The 20232-nt window shown below is 69.4% G+C and carries 16 protein-coding genes; 9 read left to right on the top strand and 7 right to left on the bottom strand.

All coding sequences use genetic code 11. The features are described from left to right. Positions 1–27: 27 nt before the first annotated feature. Positions 28–807, bottom strand: coding sequence for an SDR family oxidoreductase (locus VFK57_08310; GenBank protein HET7695694.1), 780 nt, complete (start codon positions 805–807; stop codon positions 28–30). Positions 808–832: 25 nt separating this feature from the next. Beyond that, positions 833–2116 carry an MFS transporter gene (locus tag VFK57_08315; protein ID HET7695695.1) on the bottom strand — a complete coding sequence of 428 codons (1284 nt, stop codon included), beginning with the start codon at positions 2114–2116 and terminating at the stop codon, positions 833–835. A gap of 171 nt (positions 2117–2287) precedes the next feature. Between VFK57_08315 and VFK57_08320 the strand changes: the two genes are divergently transcribed. The 8 genes from VFK57_08320 to VFK57_08355 all read left to right on the top strand — a co-directional run bounded on the left by VFK57_08320 (position 2288) and on the right by VFK57_08355 (position 13301). Further along, positions 2288–3082: a GntR family transcriptional regulator gene (locus VFK57_08320; protein HET7695696.1), complete on the top strand. Its 795-nt coding sequence runs from the start codon at positions 2288–2290 to the stop codon at positions 3080–3082. After that, positions 3079–4803, top strand: a complete 1725-nt coding sequence (locus VFK57_08325) for an IlvD/Edd family dehydratase (GenBank protein ID HET7695697.1) — start codon at positions 3079–3081, stop codon at positions 4801–4803. Before VFK57_08320 ends, VFK57_08325 begins: the two co-directional genes overlap by 4 nt. Before the next feature lie 108 nt (positions 4804–4911). Further along, a complete protein-coding gene (locus VFK57_08330; protein HET7695698.1) occupies positions 4912–5763 on the top strand; it encodes a fumarylacetoacetate hydrolase family protein in 852 nt (283 codons plus the stop codon). 64 nt (positions 5764–5827) lie between these two features. Beyond that, on the top strand, positions 5828–7147 hold the full coding sequence (locus tag VFK57_08335; GenBank protein HET7695699.1) for an FAD-linked oxidase C-terminal domain-containing protein: 1320 nt from the start codon (positions 5828–5830) through the stop codon (positions 7145–7147). Between the two features lie 230 nt (positions 7148–7377). Next, positions 7378–8709 carry a PQQ-dependent sugar dehydrogenase gene (locus VFK57_08340; protein ID HET7695700.1) on the top strand — a complete coding sequence of 444 codons (1332 nt, stop codon included), beginning with the start codon at positions 7378–7380 and terminating at the stop codon, positions 8707–8709. A 28-nt stretch (positions 8710–8737) separates the two neighbouring features. Then, entirely contained in the window at positions 8738–11359 is a 2622-nt protein-coding gene (locus VFK57_08345; GenBank protein HET7695701.1) for a c-type cytochrome, read from the top strand. A 10-nt stretch (positions 11360–11369) separates the two neighbouring features. Beyond that, positions 11370–12416, top strand: a complete 1047-nt coding sequence (locus tag VFK57_08350) for an aldose 1-epimerase (GenBank protein ID HET7695702.1) — start codon at positions 11370–11372, stop codon at positions 12414–12416. Between the two features lie 39 nt (positions 12417–12455). Continuing rightward, the gene (locus VFK57_08355) at positions 12456–13301 is read left to right on the top strand and encodes a ThuA domain-containing protein (protein ID HET7695703.1); all 846 of its coding nucleotides are present in this window, start codon (positions 12456–12458) and stop codon (positions 13299–13301) included. A gap of 122 nt (positions 13302–13423) precedes the next feature. On the opposite strand, the gene VFK57_08360 is transcribed toward VFK57_08355, so the two are convergent. From VFK57_08360 to VFK57_08380, 5 genes are read right to left on the bottom strand one after another with little or no spacing between them, the layout of a single operon-like run. Continuing rightward, entirely contained in the window at positions 13424–14650 is a 1227-nt protein-coding gene (locus tag VFK57_08360; GenBank protein ID HET7695704.1) for a Gfo/Idh/MocA family oxidoreductase, read from the bottom strand. A gap of 34 nt (positions 14651–14684) precedes the next feature. Further along, positions 14685–16403 (bottom strand): L-arabinonate dehydratase, encoded by a 1719-nt coding sequence (araD, locus tag VFK57_08365; GenBank protein HET7695705.1) that lies wholly within the window; start codon positions 16401–16403, stop codon positions 14685–14687. Then, complete coding sequence (locus VFK57_08370) at positions 16400–17341, bottom strand: hypothetical protein (GenBank protein ID HET7695706.1); 942 nt, start codon at positions 17339–17341, stop codon at positions 16400–16402. The genes araD and VFK57_08370 overlap by 4 nt, the downstream gene beginning before the upstream one ends. Beyond that, positions 17329–18435 carry a M24 family metallopeptidase gene (locus VFK57_08375; GenBank protein ID HET7695707.1) on the bottom strand — a complete coding sequence of 369 codons (1107 nt, stop codon included), beginning with the start codon at positions 18433–18435 and terminating at the stop codon, positions 17329–17331. Before VFK57_08375 ends, VFK57_08370 begins: the two co-directional genes overlap by 13 nt. Beyond that, positions 18432–19460 carry a PmoA family protein gene (locus VFK57_08380; protein ID HET7695708.1) on the bottom strand — a complete coding sequence of 343 codons (1029 nt, stop codon included), beginning with the start codon at positions 19458–19460 and terminating at the stop codon, positions 18432–18434. Before VFK57_08380 ends, VFK57_08375 begins: the two co-directional genes overlap by 4 nt. Positions 19461–19509: 49 nt before the next feature. Here VFK57_08380 and VFK57_08385 point away from each other — a divergent pair. Further along, positions 19510–20232 (top strand): DUF1080 domain-containing protein (locus VFK57_08385; GenBank protein HET7695709.1); only part of this gene is annotated, 723 nt, incomplete at its 3' end.

Genomic DNA, 20232 nt, shown 5'->3' on the forward strand with positions numbered 1-20232 from the left:
GCTGCCAGAGCCAGTGGCGTCTGTCGCTTATCGCGCCGTCCAGCCGCCGTCGACGAACAACGCGCTGCCGGTGACGAATGACGACGCGGGCGAGGCGAGGAAGACCACCGCCCCCTCGAGTTCGTCGAGCTCTCCCCAGCGTCCCATCGGAATCTGTCTGACGAACTCCTGGTACTTCACCGGATCGTCGAGCAGCGCCCGGTTCATCTCCGTGCCGAACGGTCCCGGGCAGATCGCGTTCACCGTCACGCCGCTCCCCGCCCACTCGAGGGCCAGGACGCGAGAGAGGTTGAGCACGCCGGCCTTCGCCGACGCGTAGGGGGCGCGGCCGGGCAGCGCGATCACCGAGAGGATCGACCCGAGATTGATCACGCGTCCCCACCCGCGGCGCACCATCTTCGGCCCGGCCAGCCGCGAGCACAGGAACGTGCCCTTCAGGTTGGTGTCGAGGACCGAATCCCAGTCGTTCTCGGTGAGCTGTTCGACGGAGCCGCGGATGTTGTTGCCGGCGTTGTTGATCAGGATGTCGATGCCGCCGAACTCCGCCTCCACCTTCGCGAACATCCGCTCCACGTCGGCGGCAACGGTCACGTCGGCCTGGACGCCCATGCACCGCCGGCCGGTCGTCTGCGAGATGGCGTTCGCGGTGTCGTCGCAGCGTGCGAGCGTCCGGCCGGCGAGGACGACATCCGCGCCGACCTGCGCGAGCGCCGTCGCCATCGTCTTGCCGAGACCCTGGCCTCCACCGGTGATGAGGGCCACCTTGCCGTCGAGCCGGAACCTGTCGAGTACTGACGTCTGATTCACGCGAGCGTCTCCTCCGTGTGCCGATCTAGGCCGCCTGGCGCGCGTGCACCGGCGCCTGCCGCAGCGGGGTATGCGAGTCGAGGAACAGCCAGCAGAAAGCGCCGATCAGGTAGATCGCCGCCGAGACGTAGAACGTGATCGTCCAGTTGCCGGTCCACGCCAGCAGATACCCCACCACGAGCACCGACGACGCGCCGGCGATGCTGCCCATCATGTTCATCGCGCCGGCGACGGTGCCGGCGTAGCGGCCGCCGATGTCCATCGTGCCGGCCCATGCCGCCGGCATCACGAAGTCGTTGAAGAACCCCGCGAAGCCGAGCACGATCATCGCGCGCCGCGGATCCTCGATGCCGGTGAAGATGAAGATGCAGGCGGACGCGCCGACGAACCCGGTGATGGCGACGGCGCGGCGCGCCGCCGCGACGCTGCCGAGCGACCGCGCCAGCCTCGGGATCACGCCCGCCGAGACGATACAGCCGAGGCCTCCGAGCAGCAGCGGCAAGCCGGCGAGCAGCGCGCCCATCCTGAGCGTGGTGCCGCGCGATTCCCGCAGGTAGGTCGGCAGCCAGTTGATGTAGAACCACCAGCCGTAGGCCAGGCACATGTACTGGATCGACAGCAGCCACACCGCCGGCGTCGAGAAGATCAGCCGCCACGGCACGCCGCTGTGCGCGATGGCGGTCTCTGACGGCGGCGGCAACAGCGCGAGCTCCGCCGCGTTGACGCCCGGGTGCTCGCTCGGCGCGTCGCGGTACCAGAGATAGAAGAACACCGCCCAGATCGCCCCGAGGAGGCCGAGGATCTCGAACGTGCGCCGCCAGCCGAGCAACCCGATCAGCGTGGCGACGAGAAGCGGCGTGAACGCGCCGCTGACCCGCGTCGCCAGCCAGACCGTCGCCTGCGCGCGCTCGCGCTCGCGCACCGGCAGCCAGGTCGTGAGCACGCGGGTGAGATTGGGGAACGCCCCCGCCTCGCCGGCGCCGAACAGCGCGCGGGTGGCGATCAGCGATGCGGCGTTCCAGGCGAAGCTCGTGGCGGCCGTGAAGGCGGACCACCACAGGACGATGCGCAGCAGCACCCGGCGCGGGCCGATCTTGTCGCCGAGCCAGCCGCCCGGAATCTCGAAGACGGCGTAGGCCCACCCGAAGGCGGCGAGCGCCCACGCCATCTGCGTCTTCGACAGCGCGAGATCGGTGCTGATGAACGGCGCGGCGACCGAGATCGCGACGCGATCCACATAGGTGATGACGGCGAGCGCCACGGCGAACGCGGTGACGCCGTGACGTACCCGGGACGGCGGTGGGGTCATGGCGCGGCGAGTATATCGCTGTCGAGGGGAGCAATGCATGCAGATGCACACGCGCCGGGTCGCGCGCTCCACCAAAATGTGCACGAATTCTCCGCAGCGCCCGCCGCGTCGTCGGCGATTGCATGCAGAGCGAGCGGCGTGTTAGGCTTCGCGCCGGAGTAGCGAACGCTCGTGGAACCGCAGACCCAACGTCTCGAGTCGCAGACGCTGTCCGCGCTGCTGCAGATGCGCGAGCTGCTGCTGCGCGGCGAGTTCCGCTCCGGCGAGCGGCTTCGCGAGATCCCGCTGGCGGCCCGTCTCAAGGTGTCGCGCACGCCGCTGCGGCTGGTGCTCGACCGTCTCGAGCAGGAGGGGCTGCTCGCCAGCCGGCCGACCGGCGGCTTCGTCGCCGCGGAGTTCACCGTCCAGGACATCCACGACGGCATCGAGATCCGCGGCATGCTCGAAGGGACGGCGGCGCGGCTGGCCGCCGAGCGGCTGAAGAGTCCGGACGAGCTCGCGCCGGCGCGCGAGTGTCTGGAGCGCACCGATCGGCTGCTCGAGCGCTGGGCCTCGGGCACCGACTCGCTGGCGCAGTACATCGCGCTCAACGAGCGGTTCCACGATCTGCTGCTCGACCTCGCCAGGAGCCCGATGGTCCGCCGCGCGGTGTCGCGCGCCGCCGCGCTGCCGTTCGCCTCGCCCAACGCGTTCATCCTCGGGCACGCACAGAAGAAGGAAGGGCAGGAGGTCGTCACCATCTCGCAGATGCACCACCGCGCCATCGTCGACGCCATCGCGCACCGTGAAGCGACGCGCGCCGAGGCGCTGGCGCGCGAGCATTCGCGGCTGGCGCGCACCAGCCTCGAGATGGTGCTGCGCGACAAGGCGCTCTTCACCCGCGTTCCCGGAGCGTCCCTCATCAGGTTTCCCGAGACGGCCTCGAACGCTCGCGGATCCGAGGCGGCGGGCAGGCCACAGCCGTGAGCACGCGCACCTACCGATCGGCCGCCTGGTTCGGCAAGCACGACAAGGACGGCTTCATCCACCGCAGCTGGATGCGCAACCAGGGGCTGCCCGCGGACGTCTTCGACGGGCGTCCCGTCGTCGGCATCTGCAACACCTGGTCGGAGCTGACCCCCTGCAACGCCCACCTGCGCGCCATCGCCGAGCACGTGAAGCGCGGGGTGTGGGAATCGGGCGGGCTGCCGCTCGAGTTCCCCGTCATGTCGACCGGCGAGTCGAACATGCGGCCGACGGCGATGCTCTACCGCAATCTGGTCAGCATGGACGTCGAGGAGTCGATCCGCGCGAATCCGATCGACGGCGTCGTGCTCCTGTGCGGCTGCGACAAGACGACGCCGTCGCTCGTCATGGGGGCGGCGAGCTGCGACGTGCCGGCGCTGGTCGTCTCCGGCGGGCCGATGCTCAACGGCAAGTACTGCGGGCAGGACATCGGATCCGGCACCGACGTGTGGAAGTTCAGCGAGGACGTCAAGGCCGGCATCATGACCGCCGAGCAGTTCATGGACGCGGAGGCGTGCATGTCACGCTCCGCCGGCCACTGCATGGTGATGGGCACGGCGTCGACGATGGCATCGATGGTCGAGGCGCTCGGGCTCGGGCTGCCGTTCAATGCCACGCTGCCGGCCGTCGATGCGCGCCGTCATGCGCTGGCGCACCTCGCCGGCCGCCGCATCGTCGCGCTGATCGAGCAGGACGTCCGGCTGTCGCACATCCTCACCCGGCCGGCGTTCGAGAACGCGATCCGGGTCAACGGCGCGCTGGGCGGCTCCACGAACGCGGTGATTCACCTGCTGGCGATGGCCGGCCGCGTCGGCGTGCCGCTCTGCCTCGACGACTGGGATCGTCTCGGCCGCGACGTGCCGACGCTGGTCGATCTCAAGCCGTCCGGGCGCTTCCTGATGGAGGACTTCCACTACGCCGGCGGCCTGCCCGCGGTGATTCGAACGCTCGGCGAGCGCGGCTTGATCCATCGCGACGCGATGACGGTGAACGGCCGCACCCTGTGGGAGAACTGTCACGACGCGTCGCGCTGGAACGCCGAGGTCATCAGGCCGATCGATCGGCCGCTCGCCGAGAGCGGCGGCGTCGCGGTCCTGCGCGGCAACCTCGCGCCCGACGGCGCGGTGCTGAAGCCGTCGGCGGCGTCGGCGCACCTGATGCAGCATCGCGGCCGCGCGATCGTGTTCGACGACATCGAGGACTACAAGGCGCGGATCAACGATCCGGCGCTCGGCGCCGACCCGTCGTCGGTGCTCGTCCTGAGGAACAGCGGGCCGGTGGGCTACCCGGGGATGGCGGAAGTGGGCAACATGGGGCTGCCGCCGGCGCTCCTGAAACAGGGGATCACCGACATGGTGCGCATTTCGGACGCGCGCATGAGCGGTACGGCGTACGGCACCGTCGTCCTGCACATCTGCCCCGAAGCGGCCGTCGGCGGACCGCTCGCGCTGGTGCGCGAAGGGGATTACATCGAGCTCGACGTGGCGGCGCGGCGGCTGCACCTCGACGTGAGCGATGAGGAGCTGGCGCGGCGGCGGGCGGCCTGGCAGCCGCCGCCGGCGCCTCCGCCAAGCGGGTACGTTCACATGTACGTGCGGCACGTCCAGCAGGCGGACAAGGGCGCCGATCTCGACTTTCTCCGCGGCTGCCGCGGACACGGAATCCCACGTGAGTCTCACTGACCCGGTGCCTGGCGGCGTGGCTGGTCTCCGACGGGAATTCGATCTCGACCGGCGCCGTGTTCGACATCAGCGGCGGCCGTTCGACCTGCTGAACGCGAGCCAGGCGGCGTGAAACTGCTTCGCTACGGTCCCGCCGGCGCCGAGAAGCCGGGGCTGCTCGACGGCCGCGGCACGATCCGCGATCTCTCCGGGCAGGTGCCGGATCTCTCGGGTGCCGCGCTGCTGCCGGAATCCATCGCGCGGCTCGCCTCGCTCGATCCCGAGTCGCTGCCGGCGGTCGCCGGCGCGCCGCGGATCGGCCCGTGCGTCGCCGGCGTCGGCAAGTTCATCTGCGTCGGGCTCAATTACTCCGATCACGCCGCCGAGTCCAACATGGCCGTGCCCGCGGAGCCGATCATCTTCATGAAGGCGACCTCCTCGATCGTCGGCCCGAACGACGACCTCGAGATCCCGAAGGGATCGCAGAAGACCGACTGGGAAGTCGAGCTGGGCGTCGTCATCGGCAGGCCGGCGAAGTACGTGGACCCGCGGGATGCGATGGCGCACGTCGCCGGGTTCTGCGTGGTGCACGACGTCTCGGAGCGCGCCTTCCAGCTCGAAGGCACGGGCCAGTGGGTGAAAGGCAAGAGCGCCGACACCTTCGGACCGGTCGGCCCGTGGCTGGTCACTCCGGACGAGATCGCCGATTGTCAGAACCTCGACTTGTGGCTCGACGTCGATGGCCGCCGCCGCCAGAGCGGCAACACCCGCACGATGGTGTTCGACGTGCGCTATCTCGTGAGCTATCTGAGCGGGTTCATGAGCCTGCGTCCCGGCGACATCATTTCCACCGGCACGCCGCCAGGCGTCGGCCACGGGATGAAGCCGCCGGTCTACCTGCGCGAAGGGAACGACGTGCGTCTCGGCGTCCAGGGCCTCGGCGAACAGCGTCAACGCGTCATCGGCTACCGGAATCACTGATCTGTCTCTGCCCGCTTCCGCCCTCGGCGCGCTCGCATCGATCGTCGGCGACGACTCGGTGCTGATGCGCCCCGAAGACCTCGTGCCCTACAGCTTCGACGGCACCGCCGCGCTGAAGCAGCGGCCGGAGGCCGTCGTGTTCCCGCACACGACCGCGCAGGTGGCCGCCTGCGTGCGGCTCGCCGGGGAGGCCGGCATCCCGATCGTCACGCGCGGATCGGGCACCGGCTTGAGCGGCGGCAGCGTTCCGGTGCCGGGGAGCCTGGTGCTGTGTCTCGTGCAGATGAACGCGCTGCTCGATCTGGACGCGGCGAACCTGACGGTCCGCGCCCAGCCGGGACTGGTGACCCAGAAGATCGACGAAGCGGCGGCGCGCCACGGGCTGTTCTATCCGCCCGACCCGGGCTCGATGCGGATCAGCACCATCGGCGGCAACGTGGCGGAGAATTCCGGCGGCCTTCGCGGCCTGAAGTACGGCGTCACGCGCGACTACGTCATGGGCCTGGAAGTCGTCCTGCCGGACGCGCGCGTGGTGCGATTCGGCAACCAGTGCGTGAAGGACGTGGCCGGGTATTCGCTGAAGGACCTGTTCGTCGGATCGGAAGGGACGCTGGGCATCATCACCGAGGTGCTGTTGAAGCTGGTGCCCAGGCCCGCGGCGCGGCAGACGATGCTGGCGCTCTACGACCGGATCGAAGACGCGGCGGATACGGTGTCGGCGATCGTCACGGCGCGGATCATTCCGTGCACCCTCGAGTTCCTCGATCGGATGACGGCGGTCTGCGTGGAGGAGTACGCGGGTATCGGCCTGCCGACCGACTGCGACGCGGTGCTGCTGATGGAGACGGACGGCCATCCGGCGGCGGTGGCCGACGAAGCGCGCCAGATGGAGGCGCTGGCGCGGTCGCACGGCGCGCGCGAGGTCCGCCGCGCGCGCGACGAGGCGGAGGCGCTGCAGCTCGCCGCGGCGCGGCGCAACGCCTTTTCGGCGCTGGCGCGCCGCCGTCCGACGACGATCCTGGAAGACGTCACCGTGCCGCGCAGCGCGCTGGCCGCGATGGTCGGCTTCATCGCCGAGACCGCCGCCGCGCACCGCCTGCAGATTGGCACCTTCGGCCACATGGGGGACGGCAATCTGCATCCGACCTTCCTGGCCGACGAGCGCGACAGCGACGAAATGGCGCGGGTGCACCGTGCGCTCGACGCGATCGTGACGCGGACGCTGGCGCTCGGCGGCACGATTACGGGCGAGCACGGCGTCGGCCTGGCGAAGAAGGCATGGCTGCGCCAGCAGCTGGGTGACGCCAGCCTCGATCTGATGCGGCAGATCAAGCAGACGCTCGATCCCCGCGGGCTCCTCAACCCGGGCAAGATCTTCGGCTGAACGCTCGTTTTCGCATGCGGCCCGCTGCCGGACAGCCTCGGCCTCGAATCCGGACGCAGCTGCATGGTCGGCTGTCCCGATTCGGCGCAATTCCGGCTCGAGGCCTGCAACGGCCGTCAACGCAGTTGTTTACAATGCTCGCAACACGACACCGGCGCACAGCCGCTGCGCACGGTTCAGCTGCGGGTGCGGTTCTCGTTCTGAGAAGAGAAGGGGCGCGCAAGAGGATGGTGACAGCGAGGCTCGTAACGGTCAGCGCGCTCTTCTGTGCGATCGGCGTGGCGGCTGCTCCGCAGCAGCCGTCCGCGCCCCAACCACCTGCCGCGCAGCCCGCTGCCAATCTCAAGGACAAGCCGGTCTTCGTTCCCGACCCCGACAATCAGATCATCAAGTCCGAGAAGCAGACGTTCCGGATCGAAGTGGTCACGCCCGGGCTCGAAACGCCGTGGGCACTGGCGTTCCTGCCCGACGGACGCCTGCTCGTCACCGAGCGTCCAGGGCGGCTGCGCATCATCGAGAAAGGGAAGCTGCGGCCGGACCCGGTGCAAGGCACGCCGAAGGTCTGGGAACGGCAGGATGCCGGCATGCTCGACGTCGCCGTTCACCCGCAGTATGCGCGCAACGGGTGGATCTACCTCGCCTACACGGAAGTCGTTCCCGGGTATGTCGCGCCGCCGCCCGCGCCGGCGCCGCCGCCGGATCCCTCCGCCGACCCCGCGGCCCGCGGCCGCGGCCGCGGCGGACCCCCGAGCCCGCCGTCGATGACGGTCTTCGTGCGCGGGAAGATCGACAGGAACAACCGCTGGGTCGACGAACACGTGCTCTATCGCGCTCCCGCCGAGCTCTACACGCCGAGCGGATCGCACTACGGCGCCCGCTTCCTGTTCGACAAGGCCGGCCACGTCTTCTACTCGCTCGGCGAGCGCGGCGACATGGCCAACGCGCAGGATCTCTCGAAGCCGCTCGGCAAGATCCACCGCGTCAACGATGACGGATCGATCCCGAAGGACAACCCGTTCGTGAACACGCCGAACGCCGTCCCGTCGATCTGGTCGTACGGCCACCGCAATCCGCAGGGACTCGCGTGGGATCCGTCGGGACTGCTGTGGGAATCGGAGCACGGACCCAACGGCGGCGACGAGATTAACATCATCGAGAAGGGGAAGAACTACGGCTGGGGCGTGGTGACGATGGGTGTGCAGAGCGGCATCACCGAGCGCAGCCGCCCCGGCATGGAGCCGCCGATCGTCTACTACACGCCCACCATCGCGCCGAGCGGGATGGTGTTCTACACGGGCTCGAAGTATCCCGGCTGGAAGAACGATCTGTTCGTCGCCGCGCTGGCCGGACAGCAGCTGCGGCGGCTCGAGATTCGCGGCCGGGAGGTCGTGCACCAGGAAGCCGTGTTCCAGCAGTTCGGCCGCGTCCGTTCCGTCACGACCGGACCGGACGGGCTGATGTACCTGCTGCTGCAGAATCCCACGGGTGCCGGCACCGGCCTCAGCCTGGCAGCCTCCACCCCCGGCATGGTGATCCGGCTGGTGCCGGTCAGCGGAAAGTAGCCGGCGCTCCGTCCCGTTCTCACGGACCATGCATCGCACCCGCGTCTTCCTCGTCGCGCTCACGGCCGGGATCCTCACGGTCGCAACCGGCATCACCGGGCAGCAGGGCACCGCGACCGTGCCCGGCAACATCTGGCCGCCGCCCTGGAAGCAGATGGCGAAGTCGATCCCGCTGTCGCCCGAAGACGAGATGAAGACGTTCTCGATGCCGCCGGGATTCCGCGTCGAGCTCGTCGCCGCCGAGCCGATGGTCGATTCGCCGATCCTGATCGACTTCGATGCCGACGGCCGCCTCTGGGTCGTCGAGATGCTGACGTTCCTTCCCGACAGCTCGGGTCGCGACTCGACCGAGCCGCTCAACCGCGTCAGCGTCCTGGAGGACACGGACAACGACGGCCGGATGGACCGGAAGACGATCTTCGCCGACAGGCTGCGGCAGGCCCGCGCGCTCAAGGTGCTCGATCGCGGCGTGCTCGTGGGCGAGCCGCCGAACCTGTGGTTCATGAAGGACACCGACGGCGACCTGAAAGCGGACGTCAAGGATCTCGTCGTCAACACCTTCGGCAACCCGAACGGCAACATCGAGCACAACGCCAACAGCCTGTTCTGGGCGATCGACAACGTGATGTATTCGTCCGAACACGTGTGGGACGTGCGCTGGCGGAAGGGCAGGTTCGAGCCGCTGCCGGCGCTGAGCCGCGGCCAGTGGTTGATCTCGCAGGACGACGCCGGACGCATCTACCGCAACGTCAACGACTCCCCGCTGTTCGTCGACTACACGCCGTCCCGCTATTACCTGCGCAATCCGAACCTGGTTCGGACCCGCGGTCTCTACGAGCTGTTGATCGAACAGGCCGACGCGACCATCTATCCCGTGCGCGACACGCGCGGGGTGAACCGCGGCTATCGCGATCCCTTCTTCCGGCCCGACGGCTCGTCGATCGTGATCCAGGGCGCCAGCGGTCCGGTCATCTATCGCGGCGACGTCTATCCGCGGGAGCTGCGCGGCAACGCGTTCATTCCGGACTCGCCGACCAACCTGGTGCACCGCATGGTGATCAACGACGCCGGCGGCGGGCGGCTCGAGGCGACGAACGGCTACGCACGCGGCGAATTCCTCGCGTCGTCCGACGAACGCTTCCGCCCGGTGGCGCTGGCCGACGGTCCCGACGGCTGCCTGTACGTGGTCGACATGTATCGCGGCGTCGTGCAGGCCGGCGGGTTGTGGAGCGAGTACCTGACCGACTACATCAGGACCAACGACATGCTGATGCCCGTCGGCAAGGGGCGCATCTGGCGCGTCGTCTACGGCAACCGTGCGGCCCCTCGGCCGGCCCGGCCGGCGCTGTCGAAGGCGGCGCCCGCGCAGCTCGTCGAGGCGCTCGCCAACCCGAACGGCTGGTGGCGCGATACCGCGCAGCGGCTGCTCGTCGAGCGCGGAGAGACGAGCGCGGCGCCCGCGCTGACGGCGCTGGCGGCGAGCGCGCCGGACTGGCGGACCCGGCTGCACGCGTTGTGGACGCTCGACGGCCTGGACGCGATCGAGCCGGCATCGGTGCGGAAAGCGATGGCAGACGCGAACGGCGACGTGCGCGCCGCGGCGGTGCGGTTGTCGGAGCGCTGGCTGGAACGCGATCCTGCGATGCGCGCCGCGGCGCTGGCGCTCGCGGACGACAGGCACTGGAACGTTCGCCGGCAGCTGGCCGCCTCGATCGGCGAGATGCCGGCTGCGGATCGCGTCGATCCCGCCGTGGCGATCCTCACGCGGTACGGCTCCGATCCGATCGTCGTCGACGCCGCGGTCAGCAGTCTGAAGGGGATCGAGGGGGACGTGCTGACGAGGGTGATGCAGTCGAAACCGGCGCCGGCCCCCGCGCCGGGCGAAGCGGTGTCGATGCTCGCCGCGGCGGTGACGAAGAGCGGCGACGTGCCTGCCGTGCAGCGGTTGATCGACGCCGCCGCCGACGCGGCGCGTCCGGAATGGGCACGAATCGCGCTCCTGCGCGGCGTCGACGCGGCGCTGCCGTCGCGCGCCGCGGGCGGCCGCGGCGGCCGCGGCCTGCCCGGATTGAGCGCCCCGGGCGGACGGATCGTGGTGACGCCGGGGCGGGGCATCGCGCTGCCCGCCGAGCCGGCCGCGTTGACGAAACTGGCAGGCGCCTCGGGCACGATCGGGTCGCTGGCGGCCAGCGTATCTGCGAAGCTCGATTGGCCGGGGCGGCCCGCGCCGATGGTCGCTGCCGCGCCGCTGAACGCGGAGCAGCAAAAACGGTTCACCGCCGGCGCGGAGATCTACAAGAATGTGTGCCTCGGCTGCCACCAGGAAGACGGACGCGGCAAGGACAAGCTGGGCGCGAATCTCGTCGAGTCGGCGTACGTGAACGCGGCCGACCCTGCGGCGACGATCCGGATCATGGTCGGGGGCAAGGAAGGCTCGATCGGGTTGATGCCGCCGCTGGGACCGGCGATGACCGATGAAGACATCGCCGCGGCCCTGACCTATGTCCGCCGTGCCTGGGGGCACACGGCGCCGCCCGTGGATCCGCTGAACGTGATGGAGATCCGCGCGCTCTCGAAAGGGCGGACCAGGCCGTGGACGGATCAGGAACTCGAGGCGGCCGGCCGCGGGCGCGGGCGCGGCGGCCACTGAGGTGACGATGATGCGTGTGCCGGCCGTTCTTGCCGCTGCTGCCGTCTGGCTGACGATCGCGATGCCGCAGACCGCGGCCGCGCAGGCGCGCTACCGCGCCGCGCAGACCGGCGACATCGTCGAACTGCGCGACACGCGCGCCGACGTCGTGGTGAGGATCCTGACCTCGGCGAGCAACGCCTATCAGATGACGGTGAAGGGGGAAGACGTCATCCGCCGCACGTGGACCTCGATCGACGACATCCGCCCGCGCATGGGATTGAACGGCGTGCCGCTGCTCTGGCCGTATGCCAATCGTCTCGACGAGCAGGCGTTCTACGCCAACGGCCAGAAATACACCTTCGATCCGGGACTGGGGAACACCGGCCGCGGCGCCATCCCGATCCACGGCTTTCTGACCAGCGCCACCGCGTGGAAGGTCGTGGAGGTGAAGGCGGACGCGCGCTCGGCGTGGATCACCTCGAAGCTGGAATTCTTCCGCGTGCCGCAGTACATGAAGCAGTTTCCGTTCGCGCACACGCTGACGATGACCTACCGGCTGCAGGAAGGGGCGCTGGAGGTGCGCACCCGGATCGACAACCTCAGCGCCGAGCCGATGCCCGTGGCGATCGGCTTTCATCCCTATTTCCAGCTGACCGACTCGCCCCGTGAAGAATGGACGCTGTCGGTGGCGGCGAAGACGCACTGGCTGCTCGATCAGCGGAAGATTCCGACCGGCGAGACGGAGCCGATCGGCCGGCTGATGGCGGACCCGAAGAACGTTGCGGTGAAGGCCGCGCCGCTGGACGACGTCTTCAGCGATCTCGAGCGCGACGCGCAGGGACGCGCGACCATGAGCCTCAAGGGCAAGGCCCAGCAGGTCGACGTCGTCCTCGGGCCGAGGTACAAGACCGTCGTCGTCTATTCGGGCGCGCCGGGGAGTGTCGCGCTGGAACCGATGGCCGGCATCTCGAATTCGATGAACCTGGCACAACGCGGCTTGTACAAGGACCTGCAGTCGATCGAGCCCGGCGGATTCTGGGAGGAGAGCTTCTGGATCCGGCCGAAGGGATACTGACCACGACGGAAAGACGGACGACGGAAAGGGAGAGGGATGATGGCTCGAAGGATCTGGATCGCGATGCTGGCTGCCGCTGTCAGTGTCGGCGCGGCCGCGCAACAACAACCGGCGGTTCCCTCGGCGGATGCCGCCGTGCGGGCGGGCGACACTCGTCCCATTCACGTCTACATCCGCGCCGGGCTGAAGTCGCACGGCGAAGGGCAGCACGACTATCCGCAGTTCATCGCCGACTGGAGCAAGCTGCTGACCGACAAGGGCGCGATCGTCGACGGCTCGTTCCACTTTCCCACCGCGCAGGAGCTCGCCAACGTCGACGTGATGGTGATGTACAAGGGAGACGCCGGCTACATGACCGCCTCGGAACGCCAGGTGCTGGAAGACTACATGAAGCGCGGCGGCGGTCTGGTCAGCTTCCACGACACGCTCTGCGGCGACGATCCGGCGTACTACTCGACGGTGGTCGGCGGCTCGAAGAAGCACGGCGAGCGCAACTTCTCGGCCGGCACGATCAAGTACACGATCGTCGACAAGGCGTCGCCGATCATGAAAGGGATCTCCGACTTCCAGATCGAGGACGAAGCGTTCTTCAAGATCACCTGGGCGAAGTCGCCGGAGGTGAAGGTCCTTGCCACCGCGCCGATGCCCGACGGCGGTGAAGTGGTGCCGCAGATCTGGACCTACGAGCGGACGATGTTCGGCGGGCAGCCGTCGCGCGCGTTCGTGTGGATGCAGGGGCACACCTACGCGAACTTCAAGAACCCGCAGATCGAGGGCATGATCCTGCGCGGCATCGCCTGGGCGGCGCACTATGCCGCCGACACGCTGGTCGACTACAAGCCGCCGGTGCGCCAGGGCCGCGGGCGTGGCCGCGGCGGCGACTGAGACGTCTGACGCTCCGGCACAACGGCCACCAGGATCGCGAAGATCACAAAGAAACACTCCAGGTCTTCATGACCTGTGTGGCCTTCGTGTTCGTTGTGCCGGCGCGCTTGCCGTCGGCCGTTTCAGCGAAGGTCGGTGATCTGCCCCGTCGCAGCGTTCCAGCGCGCCGGCTTCCCGCTGCGCATTGCCGCGTTGGTGATGTGCGAGGTCCGCGCCGCGGCGTGGCCGGCGCGAATCGGCGCGTTCGGCGTCTTGCGGCTCCGGATGCAGTCGAGCCAGTTCTGCAGGTGCGCGATCGATCCATCGCCGCTCGAACGGATGTAGATCTCCGGCTCCGGCGCGTGGGTGCCCGGCGCGTACGCGGCGTCGTCACGGTAGAAGGCGAGCCGCGCCCGATCGATCTTCAGCGTGCCGAGCTCGCCGCGGAACTCCAGCCCGCCATCGTCCACCCGGCTGACGTAGGTGCCGAGGTATGCGGCCATGAAGTTCTTCGGGAACTCGAGCGTCGCGTTGACCGTGTCGGGCGCCTCCCACAGCTTGATGTTGTAGTTGCGTCCGGTGGCGACCGCAGATGATGGCGCGTCGACGTCCATGTACCAGTGGACGACGTCGATCCAGTGGGTCATCAGATCGGTGATGCAGCCGCCGCCGTAGTCCCAGAAGTGGCGCCACTGGTAGAAGCGCGCCGGCTCGAAGGGGCGATCCGCCGCCGAGCCGAGCCACGCCTTCCAATCGAGCTTGTCCATCGTCACCGGCGCGTAGGTGCCGGCGCGCGAATGCTGATACCAGTAGGTCTGCACGAACGTGATCTGCCCGAGACGGCCGGAGTCGATCAACTGCCTGCCGAGGATGAAGTGATCCCAGCTTCGCTGCTGCGTGCCGGTCTGCACGATCTGCTTCGACGCTTCCACCGCCTTCACCATCTCGACGCCTTCGGCGATGCTGTGCGAGATCGGCTTCTCGACGTAAACGTCCTTGCCGGCGGCGACGGCGTCGATGGTCATCTGCTTGTGCCAGTGGTCGGGAGCGCCGATCAGCACGGCGTCGATCTGGCGGTCGTCCAGCAGGCGGCGGTAGTCGGTGTGCTTGACGGCGCCGGCGCCGGCGATCTCCGCCGCCTGGAGCAGGCGCGGCTCGTAGACGTCGCAGACCGCGACGATCTCGGCGCCGGACAGGCGCTTCAGCTGGTTCATCAACCCGCGGGCGCGGCCGCCGGTGCCGACGATCCCGATGCGGATCCGGTTGTTGGCGCCCTGGATGGCCGGGTTCGAGGCCTGGGCCGCCAGCGGCCGGGCGGCGAGGACGAGGCCCGAAGCGGTGCTGAGAAAAATGCGACGCGTGCAGTCCATACGCCTCCGTTCGGCGCATGGTAGCACCGCCGCGTCAGTGAATCTCGGGATCGGCGATCGGCGCGGTGCCTTCGAGGAAATCGAAGTCGCACCCCTTGTTCGCCTGTGTCACGTGGCGCGCGTAGAGATGGCCGTAGCCGCGCGGGTAGGCGACCTCACGGCGCTTCCAGCCGGCGCGCCGCGCCGCCAGCTCCTCGTCGCCGACACGCAGCGACAAGCGCCGCGCCGGCACGTCGAGCTCGATGACGTCGCCGTCGCGGACGAACGCCAGCGGTCCGCCGGCGAACGACTCCGGCGCGACGTGCAGCACGCACGCGCCGTAGGCGGTGCCGCTCATGCGCGCGTCCGAGATGCGCACCATGTCGCGCACCCCCTGCGCGAGCAGCTTCTTGGGGATCGGCAGCATCCCCCATTCGGGCATCCCGGGGCCGCCCAGCGGGCCCGCGTTCTGCAGCACCAGCACGGAATCGGCGGTGACCGGAAGCGACGGGTCGTCGATCCGCCGGTCGAGATCGTTGTAGTCGGCGAAGACCACGGCGGGGCCGGCGTGGCGCAGCAGCCGCCGCTCCGCGGCGGTGTGCTTGATCACCGCGCCGTCCGGCGCCAGGTTGCCGCGCAGCACCGCCACGCCGCCTTCCGGGCCGATCGGACGATCGCGCGGAGCGATCACCGCTTCGTTGCAGACCAGCGCCCCGTCCAGCTCGACGCCGAGCGGCCGGCCGGAGACGGTGACGCAGTCGAGGTGCAGCAGATCGCGGAGCCGATCGAGAACCGCGCGCAGGCCGCCGGCGTAATACAGATCCTCCATCAGGAACTGTCCGGACGGCCGGATGTTGGCGATGAACGGCGTGCGCCGCGACAGCGCGTCGAATCGATCGAGATCCAGCGCCGCGCCGGCGCGTCCCGCCATCGCCACCAGATGGATGATCGCGTTGGTGGATCCGCCGAGCGCCATCGCCGCCGTGACCGCGTTCTCGAACGCCGCGGTGGTCATGATGTCGCGCGGCTTCAGATCCTCCCAGACCATCTCGACGATCCGCCTGCCGGCGGCGGCCGCCATGCGCGGGTGCGACGAGTCGGCCGCGGGAATCGACGACGCGCCCGGCAGCGTCATTCCCAGCGCATCGACGGTCGCCGCCATGGTCGACGCGGTTCCCATCGTCATGCAGGTGCCGAACGATCGCGCGATCCCGTCTTCGATCTCGCGCCAGGCGCATTCGTCGAGCGCGCCGGCGCGGCGCTCGGCCCAGTACTTCCACACGTCGCTGCCGGAGCCGAGAATCTGGCCGCGCCAGTTGCCGCGCAGCATCGGGCCGGCGGGGACGAAGATCGCGGGGAGGTTGGCGCTGGTCGCGCCCATCATCAGGGCGGGGACCGTCTTGTCGCAGCCGCCCAGCATGATCACGCCGTCCACCGGGTAGGAGCGGATCGCTTCCTCCGCGTCCATCGCGAGCAGGTTGCGATAGAGCATGGTGCTCGGCTTCATGAACGTCTCGCCGAGCGTCAGCAGCGGAATCTCCATCGGAAACCCGCCCGCCTGCCAGACGCCGCGCTTCACGTCGTCGGCGCGGAGCCTGAGGTGCGTGTGACAGGGGTTCGCGTCGCTCCAGGTATTGAGGATGGCGATGACCGGCTTGCCGGCGAGATCCTGTTCGCTGAACCCCGCCTGCTTGGCGCGGGAGCGGTGGCCGAACGATCGAAGGTCGTCGCGGCCGAACCAGCGGTGGCTGCGCAGATCGGATGGTGTCTTCACTTGGGTGCGGGAGCCTTGCCGACCGCCGCCGCATCGCGTTCGAGCAGCGCGCGCGCCACGGGGGCGAGCTGCTGCAGCTGCTCGCCCGCGAGCGCGGACACGTAGGGAGGTATCGGGCCGGTAGACGCGATGCCGGCGAGCTCGACGGCGTGATGCAGAACCCGCGCCGGGCCCCACAGGTCGCGCAGATCCTCGAGCGGCATGAACGCGCCGCGGCATTCCGCGGCGCGCGCCCAGTCGCCCGCGGCCGCGGCGTCGAACAGCGTCTGGCAGGCGCGCGGCGCGAGACACCCCGAACCGGTGGTCAGCCCGCCGAGTCTGTAGTCGCGCAGATGCTCGAGGGCGGGGCGTTCTCCCATGCCGCTGATCACGCGGCGGCGGTCGACACGCGTCAGCAGGCCGTCGAGATACGGATCGTCGTTCGGATCGGGGCGAACCACTGCGTACTTGATCGAGATCGCGGTCCCGTCGTCGAGCAGCCTGCCGATCGCGTCGAGCCCTTCGTCCCGATCGCCGCCGAAGGCATCTTCGCTCTTCAAATACAGGATCAGCGGCGTTCCCGCGGCGTGGACGATCTCGCGCATCCCCTCTTCGAGCCCGCGCGCGTCGCGCGGGTCGGCGCAGGGCAGCATCATCACGGCGGGGAAGCTGTGCTTGCGCAGCAGCCGCGCCTGGTCGATGGCGCGTCCGAACGACGGGCCGATGCTCGGGATCGGCCAGCGCCGGCGCGGGAAGCCTGCGAGCCAGTCGATCAGCGCGGCGAACTCGTCGAGCGAGACGTGATAGAGGAACGCGTTGCCGCCGTACAGGAACCGGGTGATGCCGCCGGCCTCGATGTGCCGCGCGATCAGTTCCGCGGCGCCGAAATCGATGGTGCGCCGCTCGTCGCGCCGGCGGGGGAGCGGCGGCACGGCGTAGACGCCGTTCAGATCAGCCATACGTCCGAGGCGCGGATGTTGCCGCCCAGCTCGATTGCCGGCCAGTCCGGACTGGCGGTGATCATCTGCAGCGTGCCCTCCACGAGGAGCGCGGTGTCTTCGACCTTGGTGCCGGCGATGGTCGGATTCCAGGCAAACGCCTGCCGCGCCTGCACCACCTCCGCGGACTTCGGGTGCGCGGTCCACTCGCGGGCGCGGTAGCCGATCGCCCCTCCCTGGTGATGCTTCAGCTCCTCGCTGGGGAAGCCCACCGCCGCGTAGGCATCGCGCGCGATCCCGTACAGCGCGGCGCCGGTGGCGCCCGGCCGCGTCGCTTCGAGGAGCCGTCCGAACACGGTAGCCGTCGCGCGGGTCCGCTCCGCGAGGTCCGCCGGCGGCCTCGACGCGACGATGCGCGACAGCGAGACGACGAGGCCGTCGCGTTCGGCGCACAGCGCGAGCATGACGACGTGCTCCCAGCGGGTCGCGGTCGGCACGGGGTGGCGAAAGCGCCGAAGCCGTTCGTCGGATCCGACCAGCGCGACGATCGCCCGCGCGCGGATGGCGCCCGCCGCGTCGGCGACCGCGCGCTGAATGTCGCGTTCGTCGTCGCCCGGTTCGAGCGTGCGGCAGACGCTCGCCAGGGCGGCGCCGGCATCGCGCCCGAGCAGGCGGTAGCGATCGACCTCCGCGTCGGTCAGCAGGTGCCGCGCCCGCGCCAGGTCGCTCTCGATCACGGTCGTGCCGGGCAGCGGCCAGTCGGCGGCAAGCGTGCGCCCCTCGCCGACGAGATCGCGCGCGACGCCGACCGCGTGCGCCGGATCCTGATCGTCCGCCCAGGGATACTCCACCGGCTCGTAGTCGAGGCCGGCGAGGGCCTCGGCGCGCAGCCGCGGCATTTCGATCGCGTTGGCGAGCACGTAGCGGCGTCCGTCGTGCGTGACCAGCAGGCGCTGCGTCCCCGCCTCGCGGCTCGCGTCGATGCGGTTGCCGCGCCCGCCGGTCAGCCACGCGATGTTGTGATGCGCGGCGAGCAGCACGCCGCCGGCGCCCGCGGCTTCGACGACGCGGACGACGCGCGCGAGCTTCTCCTCGTGCTCGGCGGCGGTGCTCAAGATCCCTGGGCGAACACGCGGGACTCGCGCTCGATCCGATCCTTCGACGGCGGCGCGTTGAGGATCAGCACGCGGTACTTGAACGTGACCGACTTGCCGGCCTCGAGCGTGTAATTGAAGGCGTTCGGCTCGTTGAACTGCTTGTCGCCGAGCGGGTTCGCCGCATACAGCCCGTAGCCGCGCGCGTGCCAGTGCGTCGGGTACCCCGGGTTGGACGGATGATCGAGCATCGCGATGGTGACGTCCTCGCCGTTCACCACGCCGCCGAGCAGCGTCCACTTGGCGCGCGTGCTCCAGACCGCGTCCCCTTCCTTGCCTTCGCTGCTCACGTACTTGCCGGTCACCCCGGTGTTGTCGAGCACCGCAACCGGCGTGGCGCGCCCCTGCGCGTCGGTGAAGACTTCGGGCTTCTCGGCGGGCTGTTCGAGCTCGCGGCGGACGCGCATGCCGAACACCCCTTCCTTGCTGTCCTCGAAGACCACCTTCTCGCCGAGCGCGGTCAGCGTCGTGGTGCGATCGATGGTGCGCGCGTCGCCGCCGCCGCGGAAGACGAAGCGGGTGACTTCCTTGAGCAGCTGCCTGTTGCCCGGCGCCATCCAGGCCGTCTCGACGACCAGCACGCCTTCGGCCGGGCCGCTCCTGGCGTCGAGCACCTTGCGGTGGAGGATCGTGCCCATCTTCGGCGCGTCTTCGGGCTTGATCGCGTCGGAGTTGTTCCAGAAGTCGAGATTGTTGACGTCGCCGTGATTGAACCACAGACCGACGTGGTGGGGATGATCGACCCGCTCACCCTTGCGCGGGTCGAGCGGGAACCCGCGCGTGACCACCGTGCCCCTGGCGGTGCGCAGCGGATACAGCACCGGCTTCTTCAGCGTCTCGGGCCATATGTATGAGGTGAAGGGCTGCCCGTCGATGGCGACGTCGACCCGCCGCGCGGCCTCGTTCACCTTCACCTCGACGCCTCCGGCGGATTTCACGCCGACCGCGGCGGTTACGGCGAGCATCGCGACACAAGCCCAGCGCATGACACCACTCCTTTGCATCGCTATTACTTTAACGGTAAAGTCTTACCACATGTCCACCAAGTTCACGCTCCTCGCCGCTTCCCTCGCCGCCGTGACCGCCCTGGCGCCGCTCGCCGCGCAAGGGCCCGCCGCGGGCGCAAAAACTCCGACCGCCAACGGCACGAAGACCGCCTCAGGCGCCTGGACGCCGTTGTTCGATGGCAAGTCCCTCGCCGGCTGGCGGGGTTACAAGAAGGAAAACGCCAGCGAGACCCGCTGGAAGGTCGAGAACGGGATGCTGACCCTGCCGGCGGACGACGGCAAGGACACGCGCGGCGCCCGCGACATCATCACCGTCGACACCTACGACAACTTCGATCTGCGCTGGGAATGGAAGGCCGCCCCCGGCGCCAACAGCGGCGTCAAGTACTTCGTGCTCGAGGATCAGCCGGCCGCGATCGGCCACGAGTACCAGATCATCGACGACGAGCGCCACGCCGACGCCAAGATCGGTCCGCACCGCCAGACCGCCGCGCTCTACGACGTGTTCCCGGCGGCGGATCGCCCGATCAAGCCGGCCGGGGAATGGAACGTCAGCGAAGTGCGCGCGCACGGCAATCACGTCGAGCACTGGCTGAACGGCAAGAAAGTGCTCGAGTACGAGCTCAACTCGCCGAAGCTGAAGGACGCGATCGCCAAGAGCAAGTTCAAGGACATCGCGCGCTTCGGCACGCCGGTGAAGGGGCACATCCTGCTGCAGGATCACGGCAACCAGGTCTGGTACCGCAAGGTC

Source organism: Vicinamibacterales bacterium (assembly GCA_035699745.1).
Taxonomy (GTDB): Bacteria; Acidobacteriota; Vicinamibacteria; order Vicinamibacterales; family 2-12-FULL-66-21; genus JAICSD01.